At 71.7% G+C, this 14,819-nt stretch carries 13 protein-coding genes; 3 read left to right on the forward strand and 10 right to left on the reverse strand.

From position 1 onward, the window contains the following. Positions 1-3: 3 nt before the first annotated feature. From CGR01S_RS01920 to CGR01S_RS01950, 7 genes are all read right to left on the reverse strand, one after another. The gene (locus CGR01S_RS01920; protein ID WP_042421870.1) at positions 4-1,140 is read right to left on the reverse strand and encodes an NAD(P)/FAD-dependent oxidoreductase; all 1,137 of its coding nucleotides are present in this window, start codon (positions 1,138-1,140) and stop codon (positions 4-6) included. Beyond that, positions 1,137-1,754 (reverse strand): class I SAM-dependent methyltransferase, encoded by a 618-nt coding sequence (locus CGR01S_RS01925; protein WP_042421871.1) that lies wholly within the window; start codon positions 1,752-1,754, stop codon positions 1,137-1,139. Before CGR01S_RS01925 ends, CGR01S_RS01920 begins: the two co-directional genes overlap by 4 nt. Before the next feature lie 80 nt (positions 1,755-1,834). Then, complete coding sequence (locus tag CGR01S_RS01930; protein ID WP_042421872.1) at positions 1,835-3,112, reverse strand: NAD(P)/FAD-dependent oxidoreductase; 1,278 nt, start codon at positions 3,110-3,112, stop codon at positions 1,835-1,837. Between the two features lie 52 nt (positions 3,113-3,164). Then, entirely contained in the window at positions 3,165-4,544 is a 1,380-nt protein-coding gene (locus CGR01S_RS01935; RefSeq protein ID WP_042421873.1) for a TolC family protein, read from the reverse strand. A 78-nt stretch (positions 4,545-4,622) separates the two neighbouring features. Then, positions 4,623-4,985, reverse strand: coding sequence for a carboxymuconolactone decarboxylase family protein (locus CGR01S_RS01940; RefSeq protein ID WP_042421874.1), 363 nt, complete (start codon positions 4,983-4,985; stop codon positions 4,623-4,625). 60 nt (positions 4,986-5,045) lie between these two features. After that, on the reverse strand, positions 5,046-8,285 hold the full coding sequence (locus CGR01S_RS01945; RefSeq protein WP_042421875.1) for an efflux RND transporter permease subunit: 3,240 nt from the start codon (positions 8,283-8,285) through the stop codon (positions 5,046-5,048). Between the two features lie 10 nt (positions 8,286-8,295). Then, the gene (locus tag CGR01S_RS01950) at positions 8,296-9,336 is read right to left on the reverse strand and encodes an efflux RND transporter periplasmic adaptor subunit (protein ID WP_042421876.1); all 1,041 of its coding nucleotides are present in this window, start codon (positions 9,334-9,336) and stop codon (positions 8,296-8,298) included. 157 nt (positions 9,337-9,493) lie between these two features. Here CGR01S_RS01950 and CGR01S_RS01955 point away from each other — a divergent pair, with 157 nt between their 5' ends. Continuing rightward, complete coding sequence (locus CGR01S_RS01955; RefSeq protein ID WP_369345545.1) at positions 9,494-9,790, forward strand: ArsR/SmtB family transcription factor; 297 nt, start codon at positions 9,494-9,496, stop codon at positions 9,788-9,790. 63 nt (positions 9,791-9,853) lie between these two features. Further along, complete coding sequence (corA, locus tag CGR01S_RS01960; protein WP_042421877.1) at positions 9,854-10,819, forward strand: magnesium/cobalt transporter CorA; 966 nt, start codon at positions 9,854-9,856, stop codon at positions 10,817-10,819. A gap of 55 nt (positions 10,820-10,874) precedes the next feature. Here corA and CGR01S_RS01965 read toward each other — a convergent pair whose 3' ends face one another. After that, entirely contained in the window at positions 10,875-11,300 is a 426-nt protein-coding gene (locus tag CGR01S_RS01965; RefSeq protein WP_042421878.1) for a hypothetical protein, read from the reverse strand. A gap of 159 nt (positions 11,301-11,459) precedes the next feature. Here CGR01S_RS01965 and CGR01S_RS01970 point away from each other — a divergent pair, with 159 nt between their 5' ends. Beyond that, positions 11,460-12,614, forward strand: a complete 1,155-nt coding sequence (locus CGR01S_RS01970; RefSeq protein WP_052382472.1) for a GGDEF domain-containing protein — start codon at positions 11,460-11,462, stop codon at positions 12,612-12,614. A gap of 30 nt (positions 12,615-12,644) precedes the next feature. Here CGR01S_RS01970 and CGR01S_RS01975 read toward each other — a convergent pair whose 3' ends face one another. Continuing rightward, the gene (locus CGR01S_RS01975; RefSeq protein ID WP_245616738.1) at positions 12,645-13,370 is read right to left on the reverse strand and encodes a ProQ/FINO family protein; all 726 of its coding nucleotides are present in this window, start codon (positions 13,368-13,370) and stop codon (positions 12,645-12,647) included. A 218-nt stretch (positions 13,371-13,588) separates the two neighbouring features. Next, positions 13,589-14,812, reverse strand: coding sequence for a glycolate oxidase subunit GlcF (glcF, locus tag CGR01S_RS01980; RefSeq protein ID WP_042421880.1), 1,224 nt, complete (start codon positions 14,810-14,812; stop codon positions 13,589-13,591). Between the last annotated feature and the right edge of the window lie 7 nt (positions 14,813-14,819).

Consider the following 14,819-nt stretch of genomic DNA (forward strand, 5'->3'; position numbering starts at 1 on the left):
GGCTCAGCGGTACTGGCGCAGGTAGCGCCGCTCGAAGGCGCGCTTGGCCCAGTGGAACAGGCGCGAGGGCGGCAGCACGACGTTGCGCCGCGGCGTGCGCCAGACCAGCGTGCCCTGGTCCAGCGCGTCGATGATGCAGGCAAGCTCGGGTTCGAAGCCGGCGGTCTGTGGCCGGCCCGCGAGGCCGTCGAGCAGGTTCTGCGCGGCCGCGCGGGCCTGCAGGTCGGCCATGTGGGCCTGCTTGGGCATCCAGTCGGGACCGGGAAAGCTGCCCGAGTCACCCACCACGTAGACATGCTCCCAGCCTTCCACGCGGCACTGCGCGTCGGCGCGCAGCAGGCCGCCGGGCGAGCGCGGCAGCTCGGTCTGGTCGAACCAGGCGTTGCCCGTCATGCCCGGCATGAACAGGATCAGGTCGGCGGCGAATGCGCCGCCCTCGGTGACTACCTTGCCGGCCTCGAAGCGCTGCATCTTGTGGCCCAGGTGGGTGCGGATGCCGCGCCGCGCCATCTCGGCCAGCAGGTGTTGCACGGCCTGGGCGCCCAGGCGGTTGCCCGGCTCCTGGCTGGGGTTGAAGAAGACCAGTTCAAAGCGTTCGCGCCGACCCTCGCGGCGCAGTTGCGTGTCGATGCCGAACAGGAACTCGAACATCGGTCCGCCGCGCACCGCCATGGGCTCGTTCGGATTGCCGGCAAAGCCTACGGCAATGGTGCCGCCCTGCAGGGCGCGCAGCCGGTCGCGGATCTGCTCGGCAGCGGCGATGCCCTCGCAGGGCGTGATGGCGTGCTCGATGCCCGGCAGCTTCTTGAGGAAGCGCCCGCCGGTGGCGATGACGAGCGCGTCGTTGGCAATGTCTCCGCCGGTGGTGAGCACGGTGCGCCCGCCGTCCTGCAGGCCGGTGACCTCGGCGGCGACATGGCGCACGCGCAGGCGCTCGAAGAACGGCGCCAGCGGCACGATGAGCTGCTCGCGCGTGCGCAGGCCGCTCGGAATCCAGATGATGCCGGGCAGGTAGTGCAGCTCGGCGCGCGGCGCGACCAGTGTGATCTCGGCGCTGGCGTCGCGCTGGCGCAGTGCGCGCACGGTGGAGAGCGCGCCGAAGCCGGCGCCCAGGATGGTGATGCGGGCGGGATGGTTCATGCGTTGCCTCCTTCGTCGGCCGGGGCCTGTGCGACCCAGCGCACCACATGCGCCGTGCCCTGGTGGCCCGGCCCCTCGTCGAGCTGCACCTCGCCCTCGAACGCCAGCACCTCGCGCAGCCCGGCGAAGTCCGCGCGCAGCAGGTCGAGCGTGTAGAGCAGGGCTGCGTCCTGGGGGCCGCCGCTGGTGTGCCGCAGTTGCAGCGGGTGGAAGGCTTCCAGGATCAGCCAGCCGCCCGGGCGCAGCGCGCCCGCGAGCCTGCGGTGCGCCCCGGCGCGCAGGGCCGGGGGCAGGTGCACGTAGGTGAGCACCACGGCATCGGCACTGGCTGGTGGCGGCGCCCAGTCGGCCAGATCGACCTGCGCGGTGCGCAGCAGCACGCCCTGCTGCGCCGCCAGCGCGCGGGCCTTGCCCAGCCCCACGGCCGAGCCATCCACCGAGAACACCGTATGGCCCTGCCGGGCCAGCCAGACGCCGTTGCGCCCTTCGCCATCGCCCGGCACCAGCACCGCGCAGGCGGGGGGCAGGCGATGGGCCTGCGCGCGCAGGAAGGCGTTGGGCTCGGTGCCGTACTTGTAGCCGGGGGTGTCGAAAGCCTGGTCCCAGAAATGCATGTTTTCAGTCAAAAAAGCCGATAACGCCCGCTGGGCGGGCACCATAAGCTATAAAATCAATAGCGCCACAGAGGCTATGCCTATTTCTCCAGCCGCTCGATGCCCAGTGCCTTGAGCACATGCTTCTCGTACAGCGGCTCGGCCGTGCCGTTCTTCATCTTGTACATGAAGTATTTCTCGAACGCCACCTTGGCCAGGTGCACCCACTTGCCCTTCTTGAACCAGTTGACGTTGCGCGGCGGAATCTGCGGCAGCGCCACGAAGGCGGCGCCGGTGTCGCCCATGTCGGCCAGGCAGATGGCGTTCCAGGTGGCCTTGGCGGTGGCGTCCTCAGGCCGGCCCGCCAGCTCGGCGGCGATGTTGTGCACGATGGCCGAGACCATGGTCTCGATCATGTAGCCCGTCTTGGGCGCGCCCGTGGGCACGGGCGTGACCTCCACCGGCGGGATGGCCACGCACACGCCGGCCGAGAAGATGTTGCGGTACTTCTTGCTGCGCTGGTGCTCGTCGATGAGCACGAAACCGCGCGGATTGCACAGCCCCTCCACGGCGGCCACGGCGTCCACGCCCTTGAAGGCGGGCAGCATCATGCTGTACTTGAAGGGCAGCTCGTGCTCCTTCTTGGGCTGGCCGTTCTCGTCCATCTCGGTGACGAACATCTTGCCCTCCTCGACCTTGGTCACCTTGGCGTTGGTGATCCACTTGATGTCGAAGCTGCGCAGCTCGCTCTCCAGCATGGACTTGGAGTCGCCCACGCCGCCCAGGCCCATGTGACCGATGTAGGGCTCGCTGGTGACGAAGGTGAGCGGCACCTTGTGGCGCAGCTTGCGCTTCTGCAGGTCCTTGTTGAAGATGAAGGCGAACTCGTAGGCCGGCCCGAAGCACGAGGCCCCCGGCATGGCGCCGATGATGGCCGGGCCGGGCGCTTCGATGAACTGCTGGTAGGCCGCCCAGGCCTTCTCGGCGTGGTCTATGGTGCAGATGGACTGGGTGTGCCCCGCAGGGCCGGCGCCGGGCACTTCGTCGAACGAGAGCTTGGGCCCGGTGGTGATGATGAGGTAGTCGTAATCGAGGCGGCTGCCGTCGGCAAACTCCAGGGCGTTGCCCTCGGCGTCGATGCGCTCGACACGCTGCGCCACGAAATCGATGCCCTTTTTGCTCAGGCTGGGGGCGATGGGCAGGGTGGTGTCCTTGCGCTCGCGCCAGCCCACGGCCACCCAGGGGTTGGAGGGCACGAACTGGAAGTAGTCCACCGCGTTCACCACGGTGATGCGGTGCTCCTTGTCCACCTTGGCGCGCAATTCATACGCCGCCGGCATGCCGCCGGTGCCTGCGCCGAGTATCACGATATGGGACATGCTGCTCTCCTTGGGTGCGTGCCGGGCCTGCCGGCGGGGGGTTGATATGGGTTCAGTGCTCGAGTGCCTGGTCGGCCGTGCGCAGCAGGTCTTCGTCCAACTGCCCGGCCAGGGCGGCCAGGCGCAGGCGCTCGAGCAGCAGGCTGCTGCGCGCCTGCGCCAGGGCCAGGCGCGTGGCGGCAGTGTCGTTCTCGGCGTTCAGCAGGTCGAGCAGGGTGCGGTGGCCGACCTCCAGGCCGGTGCGCGTGGCGTCCAGGCGCGCCTCGCTGGCCTGCAGCGCCTCGGCCAGGGCCTGCACGCGCTCGGCGCCCTGGTGCAGGCCCAGCCAGGCGGCATGCACCTGGCGCGCCACCTGGGCGCGCGTGGCCTCCACCTGGGCCTGGGCCTGCTCCCACAGGCGCAGGCTTTCGTCTTCCTTGGCAGCGCGCCAGCCGCCGGTGTACAGCGGCACGGTGAGCTGCACGCCGACCAGGGCGTTGACGCTCTTGTTGCGTGCGCTGCCGTAGGCGCCGCTGCCGTGCAGGCGCTCGTCGCCGGCCTGCGCCACGAGGTCCACCGTGGGCGCGGCGCCCAGGCGGTGCTTGTCGGCCTCGGCGCGCGCGATGTCCGCCGCCAGTTGCTGCTGGCGTATGCCGGGGTTGCCGCTGGCCGCCTGCTCCTGCCACCAGTCCAGCGCGTGCTGGCTGCGCGCCACGCCGGCCTGCGCGGCGCCCGGCAGGTACGCCTGCAGGCCGTCGGCGGGCAGGCCCGTGCTGTCGGCCAGTTGGCGGCGCTGCACGTCCCGCTCCACCTGCGCGGCGACGACCTGCGCGCGCAGGGCCGCCAGGCGCGCGCGCGCCTCGTGCGTGTCGGTGATGGGCGCGGCGCCCAGCTCGAAGCGCTCCTGCGCCTCGGCGGCAGCCTGCTGCACGGCGTCGCGCTGGCGCTCGAGCACGCGCAGCGATTCCTGCGCCACGGCCAGGCCCAGGTAGCGCTCGGCGGTGCGCAGCATGAGCGCCTGGCCGGCGGCCTGCCACTGCAATTCGGCCATGTCGGCCTGCAGGCCGAGCTGCTGCTGCTGGGCGCGGCGCTCGGGGTTGTACAGCGGCTGGCGCGCCTGCAGCGCCCAGCGCGTGGCCGTGCCCCCCGTGACCGAGGTGCCGAAGTTCACGCCCGTGGCCTGGCCGAAGCCGGGCGCGGAGAACTGCGCGCCGCGCATCTCGCTCTCGCCGGTGGCCAGGCCGGCCGAGGCGGTGAAGGCCACGCCCGGGCGCCACAGGGCGCTGGCCTGGTCGCGCCGGGGCTGGGCCGTGGCGTGGGCGGCGCGTGCCACGGCGTGGTCGCGGTCATTCTCGGCGGCGGCCTGCCAGGCCGGCAGCAGGCCGGTGGCCTGGACAGCGCCGGCCGCGGCCAGCAGGGGCAGGAGGGTCAGGAGGGCGAGGGACTTGCGCATGGGGTCAACTCCGGCGGCTGAGCAGGGTCTGGATCCATCGGACCAGGGCGGCGCCATGGCGCGCCCAGCAGGGGCAGCTCATGCCGGGCTCCCCTGCACCAGTGCGGCGAATTCGTCGAACGCGGCCGAGGCCTTGGCGGCGTACATCAGCGAGGGGCCGCCGCCCATGTAGACGGCCATGCCCAGCGCCTCGGCGACCTGCGCACGCGTCGCGCCGAGCTCCACCAGCGCCTTGGCGTGGTAGCCCACGCAGGGGTCGCAGCGTGCGGCCACCGACAGGGCGATGGCGATGAGCTCCTTGGTGGTCTTGTCGAGCGCGCCGTCCTCGGTGGCGGCCTGCGCCATGGCGGAGAAGCCGCGCAGCGTGGCCGGGATGTCGGTGCGCAGGCGCGCGAGCTGGGCCGAGGTGGTGCGGGTGATGTCCTGGTACGTGGTATTCATGGTGTTTTCGGGCTCTAAGGCTTATGGATCAAGCGTGAGCAGCTAGATATTCGATAGCATTCAAGCGCCGTGCGGCGCCGCCAGGCGCTCCAGCCGGTGGCGGTAGGCGACGTAGTACAGCAGCGGGATGACCACCAGCGTGAGCACGGTGGAGACGGCGATGCCGAAGATCAGCGAGATCGCCAGGCCGTTGAAGATGGGGTCGTCGAGGATGAAGAAGGCCCCCAGCATGGCGGCCACGCCGGTCAGCAGGATGGGCTGGGCGCGCGTGATGGCCGACTGCACGATGGCGCGCTCGAAGGGCACGCCCGCGCGCACCTGCAGGTTGATGAAGTCCACCAGCAGGATGGAGTTGCGCACGATGATGCCGGCCAGCGCGATCATGCCGATCATGCTGGTGGCCGTGTACTGCGCGCCCAGGATGGCGTGGCCCGGCATCACGCCGATGATGGTCAGCGGGATGGGCGCCATGATGATCAGCGGCGTGAGGTAGCTGCCGAACTGCGCCACCACCAGCAGGTAGATCAGGATCAGGCCCACGGCGTAGGCGGCGCCCATGTCGCGAAAGGTCTCGTAGGTGATCTGCCACTCGCCGTCCCACTTGAGCGCGTAGCCGCGCCAGGCGTCGCTGGGCTGGCGAATGAAGAACTCCTCCACGCGGGCGCCGTCGGGCGCGGTGATCTGCGCAATGGCGCTGCGCGCCTGGAACATGCCGTACAGCGGGCTGTCCACGCGGCCCGCCATGTCGGCCACGACGTAGTTCACGGGCAGCAGGTCCTTGTGGTGGATGGGCTGCTCGCGCAGGCTGTCGCTCACGTTGACCAGTTCGCGCAGCGCCACCTGCGCGCCCGCGGCCGTGCGCACGGTGAGCTGCAGCAGCGCGTCGAGGTCGCCGTGCAGCGTGGCCGGCAACTGCAGCGTGGCGGCGGCGGGGTACTTGCTCTGGTCGTGCAGGTAGGCCACCGGCTCGCCCGCCAGGCCCGCGCGCAGCGTGCTCACGATGGCCTGCTGCGGCACGCCCAGCAGCGCGGCCTTGCGCCGGTCCACGAGCAGCAGGCGGCGCGGCGCGTCGGCGATGCTGCTGTCGTCCACGTCCACCAGGCCCTCGGTCTGCGCCAGCGCCTGGCGCACGGCCTGGGCCACCTGCCGGCGGCCCTGCGCGTCCGGCCCATACACCTCGGCGACGATGGGCGAGAGCACGGGCGGCCCCGGCGGCACTTCGACCACCTTGACGTTGGCGCCCAGGCGCTGGCCGATCGCCTGCAGCGCCGCGCGCTCGCGCATGGCGATGGCGTGACTCTGGTCCTTGCGCGCGTGCTTGTCCACCAGGTTGACCTGGATGTCGCCCACGCTGCCGCCACTCCTCAGGTAGTACTGGCGCACCAGGCCGTTGAAGTTGATGGGCGCGGCCGTGCCCGCGTAGGCCTGGTAGTGCGTGACCTCGGGCACCGTGGCCAGGTGCGCGCCCAGCGCGTGCAGCACGGCGGCGGTCTGCTCCACGGGCGTGCCCGCGGGCATGTCCACCACGACCTGGAATTCGGACTTGTTGTCGAAGGGCAGCATCTTGAGCTGTACCCAGCCGATGGCGGGCAGCGCCACGGACAGCGCGATCAGGCCCGCCACCGCCAGGCCCAGCAGGCCGCGGTTGCGCCCGCCCGCGCGCTCGTCGAGCAGCGGCGTGAAGATGCGCGTGAACAACGGCGTGATGCGCGCGGCCATGCCGGCGGGCGCAGCGTGCGCGGCGCCCGCGCCGTGCTCCTTCATCCACAGGCGCGCGAGCCAGGGCGTGACGACGAAGGCAATGGCCAGCGACAGCAGCATGCCCATGCTGGCGTTGATGGGGATGGGGCTCATGTACGGCCCCATGAGCCCGCTCACGAAGGCCATGGGCAGCAGGGCGGCGATCACGGTGAGCGTGGCCAGGATGGTGGGGCCGCCGACCTCGTCGACCGCGCCGGGGATGAGCTGCAGCAGCGTCTTGTCCGGGTGCAGCGCCTGGTGGCGGTGGATGTTCTCGACCACCACGATGGCGTCGTCCACCAGGATGCCGATGGAGAAGATGAGCGCGAACAGCGACACGCGGTTGAGCGTGAAGCCCCAGGCCCAGGAGGCGAACAGCGTGGCCGTGAGCGTGAGCACCACGGCCGCGCCCACGATGGCGGCCTCGCGCCGGCCCAGGGCAAGGAACACCAGCGCCACCACCGAGGCCGTGGCGAACAGCAGCTTCTGGATGAGCTTGCTGGCCTTGTCGTCGGCCGTGGCGCCGTAGTTGCGCGTCTCGGCCACCTGCACGTCGGCCGGGATCACGGTGCCCTGCAGCTGCTGCACGCGCTGCATCACGGCGTTGGCCACGTCGATGGCGTTCTCGCCCGGCTTCTTGGTGATGGACAGGGTCACCGCCGGGTACTCGGCCGCACCCTGCCCGGCCGTGCCGTGCCAGACATACTGCGCGCTCGGCAGGGGGCCGTCGCGCACCTGCGCGACCTCGCGCAGGAACACGGGCTTGCCCGCGCGCACGCCCACGACCAGCTCGCCCACCTCCTGCGCGTCGCGCAGAAAGGGTCCGGCCTCCAGTTGCACGGCCCGGTTGCCGGCGAGCAGCTCGCCGAGCTGCAGGCCCTGGTTGGCCGACTGCAGGGCGCGCCGCAGATCGTCCACGGTCACGCCCATGCCGGCCATGCGCGTGGGGTCCATCTCCACCAGCACGGCGCGCCCCGGCCCGCCGTGCGTGCGCACCTCGCGCGTGCCGGGCACGCGCTTGATGTCCGCCTCCAGGCTGTGCGCCACGCGCTCCAGGTCGTAGGGGCCGGCCTCGGGGCGTTCGCTGTACAGGGTGAGGGTGACGATGGGCACGTCGTCGATGCCCTTGGGCTTGATGATGGGCTCCTGCACGCCCAGGTTGCGTGGCAGCCAGTCGGCGTTGGCCTGCACCGTGTCGTGCAGGCGCACCAGCGCCTCGGTGCGCGGCACGCCGACCTTGAACTGCACGGTGATCACGGCCATGCCGGGCTGCGAGACCGACATCACGTGCTCGGTGCCGCTGATCTGCGACAGCACCTGCTCGGCCGGGATGGCGACCATCTGTTCCACGTCGCGCACGCCCGCCCCAGGGAAGGGGATGAGCACGTTGGCCATGGTCACGTTGATCTGCGGCTCCTCCTCGCGCGGAGTGACCAGCACGGCGAACACGCCCAGCAGCAGCGCCACCAGCGCCAGCAGCGGCGTGATCTGCGCCGCCTGGAAGAACGCCGCGATGCGGCCCGAAATGCCCAGGGCAGAGGAAGGGGAGGTCTTGGCCATGGCCCGTCCTTCAGCGCTGGCGCGCCGCCTGCTGCGGCGCAGTCACCACGGCCTCGCCCGCGGCCACGCCGCTGAGCACTTCCACGCGCTCGCCCTCGGTGCGGCCCAGGCGCACCTGGCGCAGCTGCGGCTTGCCATCGGGCGCCAGCACGTACAGGCCGGTCAGCTCGGCGCGGCGCACGATGGCCTGGCGCGGCACGGTGATGCGCGCGGGCGCGTCGGCCCCTGCACCGCCCGGCAGCCACAGGCGCGCGAACATGCCCGGGCGCACCGCCGCCAGCCCGGCGGGCAGCTCGGCGCGCACCTGCAGCGTGTGCGTGGCCGGGTCCACCGTGGGCAGCACCTGCACGCGCACGGGCGCGGGCCATTGCTGGTCGGCGGGCAGGCCCGGCAGCTCGGCGCGCACGCCCTCGGCCGCGTCTGCGGCGCCCAGGGCCGATTGCGGCACGGCGGCGGTCACGCGCAGGGCCGCCGGGTCGTACAGCGTGAGCAGCGGCCGGCCCGGCAGGGCCATGTCGCCCAGGGCCACGGGCACCTCGGCGACGATGCCGGCATACGGCGCGCGCACCACGTGCAGCCCGGTCTGCGTGCGCGCCGCGCCGGCCTGGGCCGACTGGGCGTGCACCTGGGCGCTGGCGGCGCGGTATTCGGCCTCGGCGCGCTCGAGCGCGGCCTGGCTGATGTACTTCTTGGCGAAGAGCTGCTTCTGGCGCTCGTACTCGCGCGTGGCCACGTCCAGCCCGGCGCGCGCGGCCTGCACCTGGGCGTCCACGGCGGCGGCGCTCTGGTCGGCGGTGCGCGCGTCGATGCGCAGCAGCAACTGGCCGGCCTGCACGCGGTCGCCCGCCTTCACGGCCAGCTCGACCACGGCGCCGCTCACCTGCGCGGCCACGGCGGTCTGGCGCTGGGCCTCGACCACGCCATCGTAGCTCTGGCGCCCGGCGCCGCGCACGGCCTGGGCGGGCTCGCTGGGCAGCGCCGCGGCCGCGGCGCCAAGGGGCAGTGCCAGCGCAAGCGCCAGCAAGGCCTGGGGAGAAACGGTCTTGAACATGGTGGATTTCCTGCGTTCTTGTTGGTGTGCCCTGACGGCGCGGGCGGGCTTGTTTCCGGGGCGGTGTTGAACTATTATTTGCGCAAATAGTTAAATAGTCAACAAGTTGAATAACCACCCTCCCGCTGGTTCTTCCCGCCCCCGCGGCGGACCGCTGGTGCCAGACGCGCTGCTGGAGCCGGTGGCAGCGCATTTCCATGCGCTGGGCGAGCCCACGCGCCTGGCCCTGCTGCAGTGGATCGGCCAGGGCGAGCGCACGGTGGGCGAGCTGGCCGGGCTGTGCGGCTGCAGCGCGGCCAACGTCTCGCGCCACCTGGCGCTGCTCATGCGCCACGGCCTGGTGCAGCGCGAGATGCGCGGGCAGCACGCCTGGTACCGCTGCGCGGACGCCTCGGTCCACGCCCTGTGCGACAGCGTGTGCGCGCAGGTGGCGCGCATGGCCGGGCGCGGTTGAGTCCACAATCGGGCCAGCGCGCAGCGCCCGCCCGCATTCCCTGACCCGACCCCACTGCCCACCATGCTCCTCAACTGTGTTGCCTACGAGAACGGCCGCAAGCTCGCCGACATCGACGTGCACGCCATCAGCGAATGGCTGGCGCGGCCCGAGACCTTCGTCTGGGTGGCGCTGCGCGACCCCACGCCCGAGGAGCTGCACTGGATGCAGGAGGAATTCGGCCTGCACGACCTGGCGGTGGAGGACGCCATCAAGGGCCTGCAGCGCCCCAAGCTGGAGGCCTACGGCGACACGCTGTTCGCCGTGATGCACCTGGTGGAGCCGGGCGAGGACGCCCTGAACGTGGGCGAACTGGCGGTGTTCGTGGGCCACAACTTCGTGCTCTCGGTGCGCACGCGCAGCACGCAGGACTTCCTGGGCGTGCGCGCGCGCTGCGAGCGCGAGCCCCTGCTGCTGCGCCTGGGCGCTGGCTTTGTGTTCTACGCGCTCATGGACGCAGTGGTGGACCGCTACTTCCCGCTCATCGATGACTTCGAAGCGGAGCTCGAGCAGATCGAGCAGGCCATCTTCGAGCGCGGCGCGGCGCGCGGCTCCATCGAGCGGCTCTACGCGCTCAAGCGCCGCACCACGGACCTGCGCCACGCGGTGGCGCCGCTCATGGAGGTGGCGAGCAAGCTGCACGGCGGGCGCGTGCCCGAGGTGTGCACCGGCACGCAGGATTACTTCCGCGACGTGCACGACCACCTGGCGCGCATCCAGAGCAGCATAGACACCATCCGCGACACCATCGGCACGGCCATCCAGGTGAATCTGTCCATGGTGACCATCGAGGAGTCCGAGACCACCAAGCGCCTGGCGGCCTGGGCCGCGATCTTCGCCGTGTCCACGGCCATGGCGGGCATCTGGGGCATGAATTTCGAGCACATGCCCGAGCTGAAGTGGGCCTACGGCTACCCCATGGCGCTGGCAGCCATCGTCAGCGCCGGGGTGCTGCTGTACCGGCGCTTTCGCCGGTCCGGCTGGTTGTAGCAAAAAACCGCCATAACGCCCGTATGACAAGCGCGAGCAGCTATTATTTCGATAGCTACTGCAAGCCCTGCGGGCGCACCAGGCGCCTGAAGGCCAGCCAGGCCAGCAGGGCCCAGACGGCCGTGCGCAGCGCCATGGCGGCCACGGTGCGCATCTCGTACGCGCCGCCCCGTGCGATGTGCACCCCCAGGGCGGCGAAGGCCAGCGCCGTGGCCACGGCGATCAGGGCGGCCAGCGGCGCCGCCCAGCGCCGGCGCAGCGCCAAGCCCACACCCGCCAGCACATAGGCAAAGCCCGCGCAGAAGTTGAACCACAGCACAAAGGGCACATAGGCCCCGGCCGCGGCACGCGCCGCGGCGCCGCCGAAGAGCACGCTGCCGCCCTGCTGCAGCGTGAGCAGCCCGAAGGCCAGCGCCAGCACCGCCATGGCGGGCAGCGCCAGGCGCCCGGGGGCGCGGGGGGTGTCGTTGTCAGAGGACATGGGCTTCTCCTGTCGCCAAAAGGCCTGCCTGCGCCCGGATATGTTGTGTTGGCACCACCTTCGCAGCCCCAGGTGCTACCCGGTGGGGGCAGTGCACGCCATGATAGGACCGCTGCCCCGGTCCAGGAACCGGGGGGCGCCCCTGGAGCAAAGGAACCGATGGACCTGCAAGCGCCCTTGCGACGCCTGGCCGACTGGCTGCTGGGCACCGAGCCGGACATGCGCATCCGCATGGTGATGGCCGCGTTCGCCGTGCTCTTGATGGCGCTGTGCATCGTGGTGGTGCTGCTGCTGGTGCACGCCGGTTTCGGGCGCAAGGACTGGGCCTGGTGGTGGGCGCTGTGCGCCTGGGGCGGGCTGGCCGCGGTGCTGGTGCTGATCCGCAGCGGCTGGTCGCGCCGCCTGCGGGACCCGTCGATGACGCAGTGGCAGATCCGCTACGCGCTGGCCTGCAACGCCGCCGCCTACGTGCTGCTGGGGCCGGCGCGCGGCGTCACCCCGGCGATTCTGTCGCTGGTGCTGATGTTCGGCATCTTCGGCATGACGGCGCGGCAACTGGCCGCGAACATGGTCTACGCCCTGCTGGTGTTTGCCGCCGCCCTCGCCGCCGTGGCGGTGCTCGACGAGCCCGGTCACTCCCCCGCGCTGGAGGCCGGGCATGGCGCCATGATCGTGCTGGTGCTGATGGGCAGCACCTTCATCGCCATCCGGCTGCAGCACATCCGGCGGCGGCTGACGCAGCAAAAGCGCCAGCTCTCGGACGCGCTGGAGCGCATCAGCCACCTGGCCACGCACGACGAGCTCACCGGGCTGGTCAACCGCCGGCACATGGCCGAGCTCATCGGCATGGAGCACCAGCGCTGCGAACGCGCCGGGCGGCCGCTGGTGCTGGCTCTGCTGGACCTGGACCACTTCAAGGCCATCAACGACACCGAGGGCCATGCCGCAGGCGACCAGGTGCTGCAGGCGTTTGCGCGCACCGTGCAGGCCACGGTGCGCAAGACGGACGTGCTGGCGCGCTGGGGCGGGGAGGAGTTCGTGCTCATGCTCTACGACAGCGACGCCGCCAACACGCTGGGCCTGCTCGAGCGCGTGCGCGCCAACGTGCAGGCCATGGCGCTGGCGTGCGGCGGACGCAGCGTGCAGGTGACGGTGTCCATCGGCGTGGCGCTGTCCAGGCCAGGTGAGCCCTTGGACCGCATTCTGGAGCGTGCCGACATCGCGCTGTACGCGGCCAAGTCGGGCGGGCGCAACCGCGTGGTGCTGCAGGGCGAGGGCACGCCCGCGGCTGCAGCGCCGGCTGCGCCAGGCTGACCGCGCGGCGCGGCCCGGGGTGTTTTCCGCTCAGGCGGCGTGGCGCTGGCGCGCGCGCTGCAGGCTGCGCTCGGCCACGCGCGGGTCCATGCCGTACATGCCGGCAAAGGCCTCCACGCTCTGGCCGCTGGCCTCGAAGGCGCGCAGCAGCGCCTCCTCGCGCGCATGCAGGGCGCTGAGCTCGGCCAGGGCCTCGTCGAGCAGGGCCTGGGCCGCGGCGTCGCGGATGTGCACGCGCGCGCAGTAGTCCTCGCGCGCCAGGCCGCTGGCCTCGATGGCGCGCGCCATGCGCGTGCGGATCTTGCTGCGCCACTCCTCGCCGCCGCGCTCCTGGCGGCGGCGGTACAGCTCCCACAGCGCGTGGTGCACATGCTCGGGCGCCATGGGCTCGACGCTCTGGCCCTGCAGGTCGTGCCGCGGCTGGCCTGCGGCCACGGCCTGCAGGTAGCGCGTGGAGCGCGTGTGCACGCCCAGCGCCTGCTTGAGCGCCTCGCGCTCGAACTGCTCCGGGTGGGCGGCGAGCAGGTCGTCGAAGATGCCGCGCTTGAGCGGCAGCGGCGCCTCGCCGAACAGGCGCGGGTACAGGCCGGCGAGGGCCTGCAGCGCGGGCGGCACGGGGCGGGCGGCGGCGCGCGCAGGCGCGGCCGCGGCAGGCGCGCCGGGGGCGCGGCGGCGCGCACGCGCCGGGCGCGGTGCGCTGTGGGCCCCCGCGGGCTGGGGAGCACGGGTGTCGGCGGGCGGCACGGTATCGGTCATGGCAGGTTCGGACTGGGGCAACAAACCCTCCATCATGCCAGCCCCGCGCCCACCGCTCAGAAGGTGTGAATGAATCCGGCGTGCCCGAGCAGGCCGTCACAACGCGGCCGATCAAGGCGCAAAGCGCAGCCATAGCCCGTGCTATGGCGAGCATTTGCAACGCCGAGCGGGTGTGTTGTGGCGGGATGAGCGGGCATGGTGGGTTCGTTCACACCTTCTCAGCACAGGGCCTCGTCCAGCACCTGCACCCAGTGGCGCACGGGCGTGTCGGTGCCGGCCTGCAGGTGCGTGATGCAGCCGATGTTGGCCGAGACGATGACCGCGGGCGCAAGCGCCCCCAGGTGGCCGAGCTTGCGCGTGCGCAGTTGCTCCGACAGCGCTGCCTGCAGCACCGAATAGGTGCCCGCGGAGCCGCAGCACAGGTGCGACTCGGCCGGCAGGCGCAGGTCGAAGCCCAGCGCGCGCAGGTGCTGCTCCACGCCGCCGCGCAGCTTCTGGCCGTGCTGCAGCGTGCAGGGCGGATGGAACGCCACCACGCCCTGGGGAATGTTGCGCAGCCGGCCTTGCAGGGCCGGGGCGATGTCGGGCAGCAGCTCGGAGAGGTCGCGCGTGAGCTGGCTCACGCGCGCCGCCTTCTCGGCGTACTGCGGGTCGTGGCGCAGCAGGTGGCCGTATTCCTTGACGGTGACGCCGCAGCCCGAGGCGTTCATGACGATGGCCTCGACGGCGCCGCGCTCCACAAAGGGCCACCATGCGTCGATGTTGGCGCGCATCTGCGCCAGGCCGCCGGCCTGGTCGTTGAGGTGGAACTTGACCGCGCCGCAGCAGCCGGCCTCGCGCGCCACGAGGGCCTGGATGCCCGCCGCGTCGAGCACGCGCACGGTGGCGCCGTGGATGCCCGGCATCATGGCGGGCTGCACGCAGCCCTCCAGCAGCAGCACCTTGCGCGCGTGCTCGCGCGTGGGCAGGGCGCCGGGCGCCTCGGGTGCGGGCACCTTGGCGCGCAGGCCCGCGGGCAGCAGGCCGCGCACGGCCTGGCCCATCTTCATGGCCGGGCCGAACAGGGGCGAGGGCAACCCCTCCTTGAGCGCCCAGCGCAGCGCGCGCTCGCCCGCCGGGCGCGGCACTTTTTCGTCCACGATCCTGCGGCCGATGTCCACCAGGTGGCCGTACTCCACGCCGCTGGGGCAGGTGCTCTCGCAGTTGCGGCAGGTCAGGCACCGGTCCAGGTGCAACTGCGTGCTGCGCGTGGGCGCGGCGCCTTCGAGCACCTGCTTGATGAGGTAGATGCGCCCGCGCGGGCCGTCGAGCTCGTCGCCGAGGAGCTGGTAGGTGGGACAGGTGGCGGTGCAGAAGCCGCAGTGCACGCATTTGCGCAGGATGGCTTCGGCCTCGCTGCCTTCGGGCGTGCCTTGGAATTCGGGGGCCAGTTGGGTTTGCATGGGGCGT

Origin of the sequence: Comamonas granuli NBRC 101663 (assembly GCF_000739995.1) — a bacterium.
In the GTDB taxonomy this organism is placed as follows: domain Bacteria; phylum Pseudomonadota; class Gammaproteobacteria; order Burkholderiales; family Burkholderiaceae_C; genus Simplicispira; species Simplicispira granuli.